This is a genomic window from Labrys sp. ALF-8, assembly GCF_059699065.1.
On the sequence record NZ_AP048537.1, the window covers coordinates 3,219,757 to 3,233,336 of the forward strand.

Consider the following 13,580-nt stretch of genomic DNA (forward strand, 5'->3'; position numbering starts at 1 on the left):
GAACCACGCCGCACCCATCGCCGTTGTTGTCGAGAACGATATCCGATGGTGCGACACATGAAAGAAATCGCTGTAGCGCTGCTCGCCGCCGCGCTCTTCGCCGGTCCCGCCTTCGCGCAGAGCGACGCGGCGGCGCCTCCCGCAAATGGCAAGAAGCTCTCGGAGTTGATCTCCAAGGTCGAGACTCGCGACAAATTCCTTTATATTTCGCAGATCGACTGGTCCACGAGCGGCTATTACGAGGTGATCTACTACACCTCGGACAAGGCCAAGGTGGAACTGCATCTGGATGCCATGACGGGTGAGCCGAAATAGCCGCTTTCAACCGAACAGGGGAGTTCGACGATGACCCATTCGACCGAGCAGCGCATTCGCATGAAGGCCTATGAGATCTGGCTGCGGGAGGGGTGCCCAGACGGAAGCGAGCAGAGGCACTGGGAGATGGCGAAGAAATTCATCGCCGGCGAGGAAGCCAAGTCGGCGCTGACCTCGCGTTTCTTCGAAACACCGGAGACGGAAGAGGATGCGCCCGTTCCTGGCGACATGCCCACCGTCAAGGGAAAAGCGGGCAAGGCCAGGAAGCACTGAGCCGGGTGCGGTTCCCATGGGCTCGCGAGCCTTCCGGAATGTCGCCTAGACGGTTACTCCGCCGAGCTTGAAGATGCGCTTGGGCAGGAGTTCGCCGCGTTCCAGTTCGGCCAGCGCCACCAGGACGCCGCCCGACATGACCGCCGCCACGCCCTCGAAGACGGGCGCGTCGCGTCCGCGCAGTATGATGCTTTGGCCGCGGGCGAGGCGGCCGGCGTCATGCTGCGACACGGCCAGTGTCGGCAGGGACTCGAGCGCGGTTTCCACGGGCAGGAGGGCCTCCTCCACGGGCGGGAGGCTTTCCGCGCCGTCCTTCATGGCGCGCAGTTCGTCCGGCGTCACCGCGTCCTGTTCGTCGAAGGTGCCGACCACGGCGCGGCGAAGGGCCGTGACATGACCATAGCAGCCCAGGTCCCGGCCGAGATCGCGGGCAATCGCGCGCACATAGGTGCCCTTGCCGCATTCTGCCTCGAACGTCGTCGCCTCAGGAGTGTTCTCGATGATCTTCAATTGATGGATCTCGATCTCGCGGGCTTCGAGCTTGACTTCCTCGCCATCCCTCGCGAGGTCGTATGCCCGCTCGCCGTCGATCTTGATGGCCGAGAATTTCGGAGGCACCTGGCTGATGACGCCGGTATAGCGCGGCAGCAATGCCTCGACTTCCGCGAGCGTGGGCCGCTTCTCCGAGGTGGCGACGGCATCGCCCTCGGTGTCGTCCGTGTTGGTCTCGACGCCCCACGTCACGGTGAAGCGATAGACCTTGCGGCCGTCCATCACATAGGGAACCGTCTTGGTGGCCTCGCCCAGGGCGATGGGAAGCAGGCCCGAGGCGAGCGGATCGAGCGTGCCCGCATGGCCGGCCTTCTTGGCGTTGAAGACACGCTTCACCACCGCGACACCCTGGGTCGACGTCATGCCGACGGGCTTGTCGAGGATGACCCAGCCGTTGACTTCCACCCGATTGGAACGGGGCGCGCTCATTCCTCGTCCTCCTCCGCGCCGGGGAGCTTCTGCTCCAGGTCGCGGCTGACTTCGGGCTTGCGCAGGAGATCGTCGACCTTCGAGGCGTAGTCGAAGGTCGTGTCGAGCAGGAAGCGGAAATTGGGGGCGAACTTCATGGTCACCCGGCGCGCGATGAGACCCCGCAGATATTTGGCGTGGGTTGCAAGCGCCTTGATCACCGCCTCGCCATCCCTGCCGCCCAGGGGCATTACATAGACGGTGGCGATCTTGAGGTCGGGGGACATCCGTACCTCGGGCACGGTGATCACCTTGCCCTCCAGCGCCGGATCCATGATCTCGCCGCGTTGCAGGGCGTCGGCAATCGCGTGGCGGATCAGTTCCGCGACACGCAATTGACGCTGCGACGGGGGCTTGGAGGAGGAGGGGGTAAGACGGGGCATCGTTGCTTTCGTTGTTATGCACATTGCCGTCAGGGGCACATCCGCGAGGAACGCTTTTGGGACCGCAGGCGTCTCGCCTGCCCCTCGAACCGCCTCGTTTCCAGGGGCAGGCGAGACACCTGCGGTCCTGGGAGACGGCCTTCAGGTCCGCCAAGGTCTCAAAACAGACATGGCCGGGACGAGCCCGGCCATGCTCGATCTTTCGCGGGGCCGATCAGAGCGTGCGCTTGATTTCCTCGACGCGATAGCACTCGATCACGTCGCCGGCACGCATGTCCTGGTAGTTCTCGAAAGCCATGCCGCATTCCTGGCCGACCTGGACTTCCTTGACCTCGTCCTTGAAGCGCTTGAGCGTCGAGAGCTTGCCCTCGTGGATGACCACGTTGTCGCGGATGAGGCGGACATTGGCGCCACGTTCGACATGGCCGTCGGTGACGCGGCAGCCCGCGACCTTGCCGACCTTGGAGATGTTGAACACCTCGAGGATCTGGGCATTGCCGAGGAACTCCTCGCGCAGCGTCGGTGCCAGCAGGCCAGAGAGCACGCCCTTCACGTCATCCACGAGGTTGTAGATGATGTTGTAGTAACGGATCTCGGTCCCGGTGCGCTCGGCCGCCTCGCGCGCTTCCTTGTGGGCGCGAACGTTGAAACCGATCACCGCGGCGCCGGACGCCTCGGCCAGGGTGATGTCCGACTCGGTGATGCCGCCGACACCCGAATGGATGACGCGCGCCTTCACCTCGTCGTTGCCCACCTTGTCGAGGGCGCCGATGATGGCTTCAAGCGACCCCTGCACGTCCGCCTTGACGACAAGCGGCAGTTCGCGGGCACCGGATCCGGCCTTGAGGGCCGACATCATGTCCGCAAGCGTGCCGCGGCCCGAACTCATGCGGACTGCTGCATTCTCACGCTTCTGACGCTCGCGATACTCCGTGATCTCACGGGCACGCGCTTCGTTCTCGACCACCGCGACGCGGTCGCCCGCCTCCGGCGTACCATTGAAGCCGAGCACCTCGACCGGAACGGACGGGCCGGCCTCGGCCATGTTGGTGCCGATATCGCTGACCAAGGCACGTACACGGCCCCACTCGGCGCCGGCGACCACGATGTCGCCGACCTTGAGGGTGCCGCGCTGCACGAGCACGGTGGCGACCGGGCCGCGGCCGCGATCGAGCTTGGCTTCGATCACGGTGCCCTCGGCCGGACGGTCCGGATTGGCCTGCAGGTTGAGGATTTCCGCCTGCAACTGGATGGCTTCCAGGAGCTTGTCCAGATTGAGATGCTGCTTGGCCGAAACTTCGACCTCCAGCGTCTCGCCGCCCATGCTTTCGACCTGGACATTGTGCTGAAGCAGTTCGGTGCGCACGCGCTCCGCCCTGGCATCGGGCTTGTCGATCTTGTTGATCGCCACGATCATCGGCACCTTGGCGGCCGCCGCGTGATTGATGGCTTCCACCGTCTGGGGCATCACGCCGTCATCGGCAGCCACCACCAGCACGACGATATCCGTCACCTTGGCGCCGCGGGCGCGCATCGCCGTGAAGGCGGCGTGGCCGGGCGTGTCGATGAAGGTGATCTTGCCGCCGAGCGGCGAGGTCACCTGATAGGCGCCGATATGCTGGGTGATGCCGCCGGCTTCGCCGGAGACGACATTGGCCGAGCGGATCGCGTCGAGCAGCGAAGTCTTGCCGTGGTCGACATGGCCCATGATGGTCACGACCGGCGGGCGCGACTCGAGATGATCGTCGATGTCGGCCTCGCTGAAGAGGCCTTCTTCGACGTCGGCTTCCGAGACGCGCTTGGCGGTGTGGCCGAGCTCTTCCACGATCAGCTGCGCGGTGTCGCCGTCGATCACGTCGTTGATCTTCTTCATCTCGCCCTGCTTCATCAGCAGGCGGATGACGTCGACCGCGCGTTCCGACATGCGGTTGGCGAGTTCCTGAATGGTAATCGCCTCGGGGATCACCACCTCACGCATGATCTTCTCCTTCGCCTCGACGGGGCGATGGCCGGTCATGCGCTGGGTACGGCGCCGGAACGAGGCGACCGAGCGCGTGCGCTCTTCCTCGTCGCCCGTCGCGCTGGTGACGGTCAGGCGGCCGCGCGACTTGGCGTCGCCGGCGCGTGGTGTTGCCTCGCGCTTGGGAGCGGCAGGGCTGCCACGACCGGCACCGCCGGGGCCACGGCGCACGCTGCGGCCGCTATCCTCGTCGTCGCTGACGACACGGGCGCGGGGCGGGCCGCCGACATTGCGTCCGGCGGGCGGCGTGATGGCCGGTTCCGACGGAGCGAAGGCCGATGCGCCGCGATTGGCGCCGAAACCACCAGGACGGCGTTCCCCGAAGGACGAGCCGCCCTCGCGCGGCGGACCACGGCGCTCACCGAAGCCACCACCGGCGCCGCCCTCGCGCGGCGGACCGCGGCGTTCACCAAAACCGCCACCGGCACCGCCCTCGCGCGGCGGACCACGGCGTTCGCCGAAGCCGCCACCCGCGCCGCCTTCGCGCGGCGGACCACGGCGTTCGCCGAAGCCACCACCGGCGCCGCCCTCGCGCGGCGGGCCGCGACGTTCACCGAAGCCACCGCCTTCGCGTGGCGGGCCACGGCGCTCGCCGAAGCCACCACCCTCCCGCGGCGGGCCACGACGCTCGCCAAAACCACCCTCGCGGCGTTCGCCACCTTCGCGGCGTTCAAAGCCACCCTCACGGCGTTCAAAACCGCCTTCGCGCCGCTCGCCATAGGCGGGACGCTGCGGAGCGCTCTCGCGCGGAGCAGGAGCAGCCTCGCCAAGATGGCGGCGCGCTTCGGCCTCGCCATGACGGCGGGTCTCCTCCTCGCGGCGATGACGTTCATCTTCCTCGCGCTTGCGTGCCTCGGCGGCCTTGCGCTCTTCCTCGCGGCGCGCTTCCTCGGCGGCGCGACGGACAGCTTCCTCTGCTGCACGCTTGCGATCCTCGGCCTCGCGAACGCGTGCCTCGGCGAGAACGCGCGTACGCGCATCCATCTCTTCGTTCGACAGGGTACGCAGCACCATGCCCGCGCCGGGACGATTGTTGCCGGAACGCTGGCCGCCACCCTGGGGGCGCTGACCCGGCTGGCCAGGACGATAGCCCTGCTGCTGGGGAGGCGCGGGGCGGTTAGGCGTCTGCTGCTGGACAGGGCGGGAGGCCGCAGCCGGCGCGGCTGCCGAGGGCGCAGGCGTTTCGGCGCGCGGAGCAGGCGTTGGCGCGGCCGGCTCGGCAGGCTTCTCAGCCGCGATCGGAGCGGCGGGAGCCGGCTTCGGTGCCTCGACGACAGGCTTGGGGGCCTCGACGGGCTTGGGTGCTTCGGCCACCTTCGCCGTTTCCACGGGCCTGGGGGCCGGAGCCGCCGGAACCGGTTCGACGGGGCGGGCAGGCGCAGGCGCAGCGGGGGCGGCGGCGACGGGCGGCGGGGCCACGGGTCGGGCGGGGGCAGCCGGAGGCTGGGGCACCGGACGCGGCGATGCTGCCGCAGGAGGAGGGGGCGGCGGCGGCGCAGGCGTGGGAGCGGGCCCTGACGGACGCCGCTTCACCGTCTCGACGACGACTGTCTTGGTGCGGCCATGCGAGAAACTCTGGCGCACCGTGTCCGGTGCGCTCGATGGCCGCTTCAGAGTCAACGTCTTGGTGGGCGTAACAGTCAGCGTATCGCCCGGGTTCTTCGTATCAGTCATTCCGTGCCAAATCCTGCGGGTCGCCCCGTTTCATACAAAAGTTCAGATGACGTCGTCGCCGTCTTGCGACGGGGCGGCATCTTGCGTTGAGGGTTCGTCGTCCGCTTGCAGCGGGGCTTTCCCGGATGGAGTGTCCTCGGCCGAAGCCAGTCCGCCATCCCGCCAGAAAGCGAGCGCCGCAACGCGATCCAGGAAACCGGTTGCCGCCGGGCCCGCGCAGAGCGCAGCATGTATCACATTTGTCCGCCCTAATGCCAAATCCAAATGGGCGGAATCGAGATTCATTATGATGATGGGTGCATTTTTACCTAGATAGGCTCGTCTGACGGCCTGCGCAAGCTTTCTTGCGCCATCTTCGGCGCCATCCGAGGCCTGAATCAGGGCGGCGATACGCTGTGACAGCCGCTCGGATTCGAGCGCGTCCATCACTTTGGCAAAGCCGGAGATCACCAGGCCGGCCTTGTTGGCGAAGCTCAGCATGTCGAGCACCGCCTTCTCCAGCAGCCTCTCGATCATCTCTGGAAGGGAGGCGGGAACATCCACCGGCTGCTTGAGCGAACGGGCGAAGGCCTTCCGGCGGATGGCCTCGTTGAAGCTCGTGCGGTTCGCGGTGACCCAGACGCCCCGGCCCGGCAGCACTCGCTTGAGATCTGGCGTCAGCACGCCGTCCGGCGAGGGGACCAGGCGGATCAGCGTATCGACAGGTCGGACGAGGCGCGTGGCGACGCACAGGCGCTCACGCGCCTGGCGATCATCTCGCTCGTCGAAACGCGACTCTGCCAACACGATGGCTCATGCTCCGTGCTCGGCCGGCGCGGCTTCCTCGGCCGCAGCTTCTTCAGCCGGCGCGGGAGCCTCGATCCAGCCTGCCTTGACACGGGCTGCCATGATGATCGCCTCCGCCTCGTCACGCGAGAGCTCGAAGCCGTCCAGGAAGCCGGCATGCTTGGTGGTTTCGCCGTTCTTGCGCTCGGTCCAGCCGACCAGGTCGTCCGTGGCGCAGCCAGCCAGATCCTCGACCGACTTCACGTCGTTTTCGCCGAGGGCGACGAGCATCGGAGTCGTGATGCCTTCCACGCTCTTGAGCTCGTCCTCGACACCCAGCGCCGTGCGCTTGGCATCGAGCTCGGCCTCGAGGGCATTGAGGTAGTCGCGGGCGCGGTTCTGGATCTCGGCAGCGGTCTCCTCGTCGAAACCTTCGATCGAGGATACGTCGGACGGGTCCACATAGGCCACTTCCTCGACCGTGCGGAAGCCTTCCGAAGCCAGGAGCTGGCCGACAACCTCGTCGACGTTGAGGGCTTCCATGAAGGTCTGCGTGCGGGCCACGAACTCCTTCTGGCGGCGCTCGCTCTCCTCGGCCTCGGTCAGGATGTCGATATCCCAGCCGGTGAGCTGCGAGGCGAGGCGGACATTCTGCCCGCGGCGGCCGATGGCGAGCGAAAGCTGGGCTTCCGGCACCACCACTTCGATCTTCTCGGAATCTTCATCGAGCACCACCTTCGACACTTCGGCCGGCTGCAGCGCGTTGACGATGAAGGTTGCGACGTCGGGCGACCAGGGGATGATGTCGATCTTCTCGCCCTGGAGCTCGCCGACCACGGCCTGGACGCGCGAACCGCGCATACCGACGCAGGCGCCGACGGGGTCGATGGAGGAATCGCGGGAGATCACGGCGATCTTGGCGCGTGAGCCGGGGTCGCGGGCCACGGCCTTTACCTCGATCACGCCGTCATAGATCTCCGGCACTTCCTGCTCGAAGAGCTTGGACATGAACTGGGGATGGGTGCGGGACAAGAAGACCTGCGGGCCGCGCTGCTCGCGGCGCACGTCGAAGAGATAGGCGCGGATACGATCGCCCGGGCGGAAGACTTCGCGCGGCAACAGTTCGTCGCGGCGCACCACAGCCTCACCACGGCCGAGATCGACGACGACATTGCCATATTCCACGCGCTTCACCAGCCCGTTCACCACGGTGCCGACGCGATCCTTGAATTCGTCGAACTGGCGGTCGCGCTCGGCCTCACGCACCTTCTGCACGATGACCTGCTTGGCCGACTGGGCCGCGATACGGCCGAAATCGAAGGGCGGAAGGGTCTCGGCGATCCAGTCGCCGACCTGCGCGGCCGGATTCTTGCGGCGCGCGTCCTCGACCAGGATCTGCGTGGCGTCGTTCTCGATCTGGTCGACGACCAGCAGGAGGCGGGACAGGCGAATCTCACCCGTCTTGGGATTGATCTCGGCGCGGACTTCCGTTTCCTGGCCGTAGCGCGAGCGCGCAGCCTTCTGGATGGCGTCCTCCATGGCGGCGAGAACGATCTGGCGGTCGATCACCTTTTCACGGGCGACCGCATCGGCGATCTGCAAAAGTTCCAGGCGATTCGCGCTGACGGCCATGATTCTTTCCTCTCAGCGGGTTTTCGGTTGCTTGTGCGGCTTCTGATTCCGCGTGTTCTCGGGCTTTTCGGCCTCGTCGCCCTCCAGCTCGGCCTCTGCTTCCGTCTCAAGTTGAGCGGCAAGGGCCTTGGAGGCCACCTTGGCGCGACGCAGTGATTCAGTCACCAATGCGTCCGTCAGCACGAGATGGGCTTCGCTCATCTCTTCGATCTTGAGCTCGATGTCGGTCGCCTCGCCCGGCCCAGCATCGACGCGGCGGACCTTGGCCTTGTTGCCTTCCCCACCGAGCAGGATACCACGAAAACGGCGGCGGCCTGCGACGATGAGCGTCATCTCGATCTTGGCCTCGTGGCCGGCCCAGCGCTGGAAATCGCTGGCACGCACGAGCGGCCGGTCGATCCCCGGCGAGGAGACCTCGAGATGGTAGGCTTTGCCGATGGGATCATCGACGTCGAGTACCGGCGAAATGGCCTTGGAGACTTCTTCGCAGTCATCCACGGTCATGGTTCCGTCGGGCCGCTCGGCCATGATCTGCACCGTGCCGCCATTGTTTCCGGTCAGGCGCACACGCACGAGGCGGTAGCCCATCGGCAGGATGGTGCGTTCCACGATCTCGGCCACGCGCGCGGCAACGCCCGTCTCGGTGAGACGGCGCGGCTCATGCAGGGCATCGGCCGTAAGGTCGGCTTCGCTGACAATGGTGGGCTCGGTCAAGCAACCCTCGAAACAAAAAAAGCGGGTCCCGGTCTGGGGCCCACTCTCACAAACCAACGATCCATGGACCGTCTATGAGATGTCTCATTGAGACGGTCGCAATATAGGGATTTTTCTCCGCCATGCAAGGAAGGAATTATTCACCTTGTGGAAACGCGGCCTCAAGCATCCGTTTGCGAGGCGGATCGGGGTTCCCGGCGTACACGCGCGGGGCCGGTGCTGTCGCGCCTGTCCAGTTCGCCCTTCAGCACGGTCACCCTGGGGGAGGCCCCGCCCTTGATCATGCCGAGCAGGATTTCCGCACCCGTCGAACCAAGCGCGAAGCGGGGCTGGCGTATGGTGGTGAGGGTGGGCTCCACGTAATCCCCGATCTCGATGCCGTCGAAGCCGATGATCGAGACGTCCTCCGGCACGCGGATGCCGGCACGCCGGATCGTCTTCATGAAGGCGATCGCCATCTCGTCCGAGCAGGCGACCACGCCGGTAGGGCGCCGGTCCAGCTTCAGGAACGCCTCGCCCGCCGCTACGCCCGAGGCGAAATCGTAATTGCCCTCGAAGCGCACGAAATCGGCCGGCCCCAGCCCCGCTGCGGCCACCTCGGCGAGAAAGCCGGGAAAGCGCTGGGATTCGTTGTAATTCCCCTTGGGGCCGGCGATATAGGCAAGGTACCTGTGCCCCATTTCCAGGAGATAGCGGGTCTGCGCCCGGGAGCAGACCTCATCGTCAACCAGGACGGCGGGAATGTTCGGGCCGTCGGCCTCGGCGCAGATGGCGACGATCGGCACGCCCGAGTCGGCGATCGAACGGCCGTTGAACGAAGGCACCGCGTTGGAAAGCACCAGCGCGCCATCGATGTAGCCACCGTAGACAAGATCCACCAGATGGCGCTCGGTGTTCTCGTCGTGGACGTCGAGATTGCCCATCAGCACGGAATAGCCGGCCTGGGCGAGGGCGACGTCGATGCCGCGCAGGACCTCGCTGAAGAAGGGGGGGTTGCGCCTCTTGCCGACGACCACCAGCACTGTCTTGGACGAGCCGGCCCGCAACTGCCGTGCCGCGACATTGGGGGTGTAGCCGAGTTCGCGCACCGCGGCGAAGACGCGTTCGCGGGTTTCCTCGAGCACGCGGTCGGGAAAGGTGAGGGCGCGGCTCACCGTGGCGGTGGACACGCCAGCGGCGCGCGCGACATCGCCGATGCGAGCCTTCGCGGCTTCCCTCGGGGCCCTGCGCTGGGTTCTCTTCGCTCTTGGCTTGGCGGAAGGCATGGTTGGTACCGTTCGCTAAAGTGCTGATCGCCCAACAGAAAGCGCGCTTCGTTCTCCCTTTGCGCGCTCTGTCGGGCTTCTGCAACTCCCCCCTTGACATGATCGTCGATCGCAATCAATATCCGCTGGCGTGCAATCGATTACATAAATGCAACATGCAACGCTTCAGGGAGAATGTCCATGGTAAAAATGCCCGAAATTTTGCCCGTCCGTCATTCCCTTACGGCCATCGCCGCGGTTCTGGCCGGCCTCACCTTCGCAGGCGCCGCACTGGCGCAGGACAAACCCAAGGCGGAGGTGATGCATTGGTGGACCTCCGGCGGCGAGGCCGCGGCGGTCAAGGTCTTCGCGGATCAGTACACCAAGGCCGGCGGCATCTGGGTGGATTCGGCCGTTGCCGGCGGCCAGGCAGCCCGGTCGGCGGCCATCAACCGTATCGTCGGCGGCAATCCGCCGACCGCATCCCAGTTCAACACGGGCAAGCAGTTCGATGACCTCGTCAGCCAGGGCCTCCTGAACACGGTCGACCAGGTTGCCGAAGAAGGCAAGTGGAAGAGCTTCCTGCCGCCCTCCTTCATCGAGGCGGCCAGCCGCGACGGCCACATGTATGCCGTTCCCGTCAACGTCCATGGCCAGAACTGGGCGTTCTACTCCAAGGAGGTGCTGGACAAGTCGGGCATCAGCGCTCCGCCCGCCAGCTGGGACGAATTCCTGGCCGATCTCGACAAGATCAAGGCCGCCGGCTTCATCCCCCTCGCGCAAGGGGGCGAGCCGTGGCAGGAGCGCCTGCTCTTCAATGTCGTGCTGCAATCGGTCAGCAAGGATGTCTTCATGCGGCTCTATGCCAAGCATGACCTCGCCGCCATCGACACGCCCGAATTCAAGAAGACCGTCGAGATCTTCGGTAAGCTGCGCAACTTCACGGATGCCGGCTCGCCGGGGCGCAACTGGAACGACACGACGGCGCTCCTCATCACCAACAAGGCCGGCGTGCAGTTCATGGGAGACTGGGCCAAGGGTGAATTCAAGGCCGCCAACAAGGAAGCCGGCAAGGACTTCTATTGCCAGATCGGCATCGACGACAAGGAACTGGTGATCGGCGGCGACGTCTTCGTCTTCCCCAAGACCAGCGATGCCGGACAGATCAAGGCCCAGAACCTGCTCGCCTCCACCATGCTCTCCCCGGAGACGCAGGTGCTGTTCAATATCCAGAAGGGCTCGATGCCCGTGCGCACCGACGTCGATGCCGCCAAGTTCGATGCCTGCGCGCAGAAGGGAATGAAGCTTCTCGCCGATCCCTCGCATCAGACTCCGGTGATCGACATGCTGGCCAGTGCCGACCTCGTCGGGGCGCTCGAGGACGTGATCACCAATTACTGGAACAACAAGAACGTGACTGCCGAGGAGTTTACCGCCAAGTTCACGGACGCTCTCAAGTCGGCCGAGTAGGCCGTTCTCCCGGGACCGCGGGCGAAATGCGGAATGGCGATCGCCGATCGCCATCTTCCTCCCCCGCAAGACGCGTCGATGCGTGATTTGTCGATCGCAAGCCTCATCGATCAAAGCCGATGCGGCGGGACGGCACTCCCAACCGGCGTCTTTCCCGGCAGACCAGCGTCCTGTGACGGGGATGCCCCCGATACCGGGCTTCCCTTCCCGCAAGATCAATCCTGAAGGAGGTCGCCATGGCCGAGCCTGCAAGATTGTCGCGTCCCCGACGTCCCTCGCGCCTGAGCATGGCCGCGCTGGCCCTCATTCCCGCCTGGATCGTCGTGGTACTCGCCTATGTCGGCACCGTGATCTGGACAGTGGTGATTTCCTTCACCTCGTCCAAGCTGCTGCCGGTCTACAATTTCGTCGGCTTCGACCAGTATGCGCGCCTGTTTGCATCCGACCGCTGGCAGGTGTCGGTCTGGCACCTGGTCGTCTTCGGCGTGCTGTTCATCGCGATCTGCCTGATCACGGGCTTCCTCCTGGCCGTCGCCCTCGACCAGAAGATCCGTTTCGAGAACACCTTCCGCACCATCTTCCTATACCCTTATTCGATGTCCTTCATCGTCACGGGGCTGGTGTGGCAATGGCTCATGAACCCCAACCTCGGCATCCAGAACACGGTGCGGAGCTGGGGATGGACGAGCTTCACCTTCGATTGGGCGGTCAACTCCGGAATGGCCGTCTTCGCCCTCGTCATCGCCGCCATCTGGCAGGCCTCGGGCCTCGTCATGGCCCTGATGCTGGCGGGCCTCAGGGGAGTCGACACCGAATTGTGGAAGGCTGCCAGGATCGACGGCATCCCGTCATGGCGGGTCTATACCTCGATCATCCTTCCCATCCTCACTCCCACCATCACCACGGCGACGGTGCTGCTTTCCATAGCCGTGATCAAGGTGTTCGACCTCGTGGTGGCGCTCACCAACGGCGGTCCGGGCACGGCCTCCGAGATGCCGGCCAAGTTCGTGATGGACAATCTCGGCCAGCGCCAGAACATCGGCCTCGCCACCGCCGCCGCCACCGTGATGCTGGTCACCGTGATCTGCGTGGTCAGCCCCTGGCTCTACCGCACTTATTTCCGCATGCAGGGGAGGAAGCCGACATGAGCGTGACGACTGCAAATGCGTCGGCGGCTGCCCCCCGCAGTGCGGTAACGGCGCGCGGCGCCAGACCCGCACGCCTCACCGCCGGGCGCATCGGCCTCTATGTCTTCCTGGTTATGGCTGCGGCCTTCTTCCTGCTGCCGGCCCTGGTGATGGTGCTGACCTCGCTGAAGACCATGGACGAGATCCGGCAGGGGCAGATTTTCGCCATGCCCCAGTCCTTCGACCTGACAGCCTGGAAGGCGGCCTGGTCGAGCGCCTGCACGGGCCTGGCCTGCAACGGCATCAGCGTCGGCTTCCTCAATTCGGTGAAAATCCTGTTGCCGAGCCTCGTGATCTCCATCGCGGCCGGCGCCATAAACGGTTACGCGCTGTCGCTGTGGAACGTGAGATACGCCAATCTCCTGTTCGCCGTACTGCTCATCGGCGCCTTCATCCCCTACCAGGTCTTCATCTATCCCTTCGTGCGCATCTTCGCCTCGGCGGGCATGTTCGGGACGCTGCCCTGCATCATCATCGTGCACACCATCTTCGGCATGCCGCTGATGACGCTGATCTTCCGCAACTACTACGCCAGCTTGCCCGTCGAACTCTTCAAGGCGGCGCGCGTGGACGGGGGCGGCTTCTGGCAGATCTTCTTCTACGTGCTGCTGCCGATGTCGACGCCGATGCTCATCGTCGCCGCGATCCTGCAGGTAACGGGTATCTGGAACGACTTCCTGCTCGGCCTGACCTTTGCAGGGGGCGGCAACGTGCCGATGACGGTGCAGCTCAACAACATCGTCAATTCGACGACCGGCGAGCGGGCCTACAACGTCAACATGGCGGCGACGCTGCTTACCGCCGCCGTGCCGCTCTTCGTCTACTTCATTTCCGGCCGCTGGTTCGTGCGCGGCATCGCTGCCGGCGCAGTCAAGGGATAGAT

At 65.4% G+C, this 13,580-nt stretch carries 11 protein-coding genes and 1 pseudogene; 5 read left to right on the forward strand and 7 right to left on the reverse strand.

Annotated elements, in window-relative coordinates:
- Positions 1-57: 57 nt before the first annotated feature.
- Together AC6H34_RS14835 and AC6H34_RS14840 are read left to right on the forward strand one after the other, a co-directional pair.
- Positions 58-315 (forward strand): PepSY domain-containing protein, encoded by a 258-nt coding sequence (locus AC6H34_RS14835; RefSeq protein ID WP_448149227.1) that lies wholly within the window; start codon positions 58-60, stop codon positions 313-315.
- A gap of 30 nt (positions 316-345) precedes the next feature.
- Complete coding sequence (locus AC6H34_RS14840) at positions 346-588, forward strand: DUF2934 domain-containing protein (RefSeq protein ID WP_497539268.1); 243 nt, start codon at positions 346-348, stop codon at positions 586-588.
- A gap of 45 nt (positions 589-633) precedes the next feature.
- On the opposite strand, the pseudogene truB reads toward AC6H34_RS14840, so the two are convergent.
- The 7 genes and pseudogenes from truB to AC6H34_RS14875 all read right to left on the reverse strand — a co-directional run.
- Positions 634-1,632, reverse strand: a pseudogene (truB, locus tag AC6H34_RS14845) (tRNA pseudouridine(55) synthase TruB); the annotation flags it as partial.
- Positions 1,566-1,991 (reverse strand): 30S ribosome-binding factor RbfA, encoded by a 426-nt coding sequence (rbfA, locus tag AC6H34_RS14850; RefSeq protein WP_448151349.1) that lies wholly within the window; start codon positions 1,989-1,991, stop codon positions 1,566-1,568. The pseudogene truB and the gene rbfA, both read right to left, overlap by 67 nt.
- Before the next feature lie 214 nt (positions 1,992-2,205).
- Complete coding sequence (gene infB, locus AC6H34_RS14855; RefSeq protein WP_497539269.1) at positions 2,206-5,685, reverse strand: translation initiation factor IF-2; 3,480 nt, start codon at positions 5,683-5,685, stop codon at positions 2,206-2,208.
- A 42-nt stretch (positions 5,686-5,727) separates the two neighbouring features.
- Complete coding sequence (locus AC6H34_RS14860; protein ID WP_497539270.1) at positions 5,728-6,468, reverse strand: RNA-binding protein; 741 nt, start codon at positions 6,466-6,468, stop codon at positions 5,728-5,730.
- Positions 6,469-6,477: 9 nt separating this feature from the next.
- Positions 6,478-8,082 carry a transcription termination factor NusA gene (gene nusA, locus AC6H34_RS14865; protein ID WP_448149223.1) on the reverse strand — a complete coding sequence of 535 codons (1,605 nt, stop codon included), beginning with the start codon at positions 8,080-8,082 and terminating at the stop codon, positions 6,478-6,480.
- Between the two features lie 12 nt (positions 8,083-8,094).
- Positions 8,095-8,796: a ribosome maturation factor RimP gene (gene rimP / locus AC6H34_RS14870; protein ID WP_448149222.1), complete on the reverse strand. Its 702-nt coding sequence runs from the start codon at positions 8,794-8,796 to the stop codon at positions 8,095-8,097.
- Positions 8,797-8,957: 161 nt separating this feature from the next.
- Positions 8,958-10,061 (reverse strand): LacI family DNA-binding transcriptional regulator, encoded by a 1,104-nt coding sequence (locus AC6H34_RS14875; protein ID WP_497539271.1) that lies wholly within the window; start codon positions 10,059-10,061, stop codon positions 8,958-8,960.
- Between the two features lie 180 nt (positions 10,062-10,241).
- On the opposite strand from AC6H34_RS14875, the gene AC6H34_RS14880 reads away from it, so the two are divergent.
- The 3 genes from AC6H34_RS14880 (at position 10,242) to AC6H34_RS14890 (ending at position 13,578) form a co-directional block, all read left to right on the forward strand.
- Positions 10,242-11,510, forward strand: coding sequence for an ABC transporter substrate-binding protein (locus AC6H34_RS14880; protein ID WP_497539272.1), 1,269 nt, complete (start codon positions 10,242-10,244; stop codon positions 11,508-11,510).
- 236 nt (positions 11,511-11,746) lie between these two features.
- On the forward strand, positions 11,747-12,658 hold the full coding sequence (locus tag AC6H34_RS14885) for a carbohydrate ABC transporter permease (RefSeq protein WP_448149219.1): 912 nt from the start codon (positions 11,747-11,749) through the stop codon (positions 12,656-12,658).
- Positions 12,655-13,578, forward strand: a complete 924-nt coding sequence (locus AC6H34_RS14890) for a carbohydrate ABC transporter permease (RefSeq protein ID WP_497539273.1) — start codon at positions 12,655-12,657, stop codon at positions 13,576-13,578. Before AC6H34_RS14885 ends, AC6H34_RS14890 begins: the two co-directional genes overlap by 4 nt.
- Positions 13,579-13,580: the final 2 nt, after the last annotated feature.

Bases quoted from the DNA above. Each gene is read 5' to 3' on its own strand.
- AC6H34_RS14835 (WP_448149227.1), top strand. From the start codon at position 58: ATGAAAGAAATCGCTGTAGCGCTGCTCGCCGCCGCGCTCTTCGCCGGT.
- AC6H34_RS14840 (WP_497539268.1), top strand. From the start codon at position 346: ATGACCCATTCGACCGAGCAGCGCATTCGCATGAAGGCCTATGAGATC.
- rbfA (WP_448151349.1), bottom strand. From the start codon at position 1,991: ATGCCCCGTCTTACCCCCTCCTCCTCCAAGCCCCCGTCGCAGCGTCAA.
- infB (WP_497539269.1), bottom strand. From the start codon at position 5,685: ATGACTGATACGAAGAACCCGGGCGATACGCTGACTGTTACGCCCACC.
- nusA (WP_448149223.1), bottom strand. From the start codon at position 8,082: ATGGCCGTCAGCGCGAATCGCCTGGAACTTTTGCAGATCGCCGATGCG.
- AC6H34_RS14875 (WP_497539271.1), bottom strand. From the start codon at position 10,061: ATGCCTTCCGCCAAGCCAAGAGCGAAGAGAACCCAGCGCAGGGCCCCG.
- AC6H34_RS14880 (WP_497539272.1), top strand. From the start codon at position 10,242: ATGGTAAAAATGCCCGAAATTTTGCCCGTCCGTCATTCCCTTACGGCC.
- AC6H34_RS14885 (WP_448149219.1), top strand. From the start codon at position 11,747: ATGGCCGAGCCTGCAAGATTGTCGCGTCCCCGACGTCCCTCGCGCCTG.
- AC6H34_RS14890 (WP_497539273.1), top strand. From the start codon at position 12,655: ATGAGCGTGACGACTGCAAATGCGTCGGCGGCTGCCCCCCGCAGTGCG.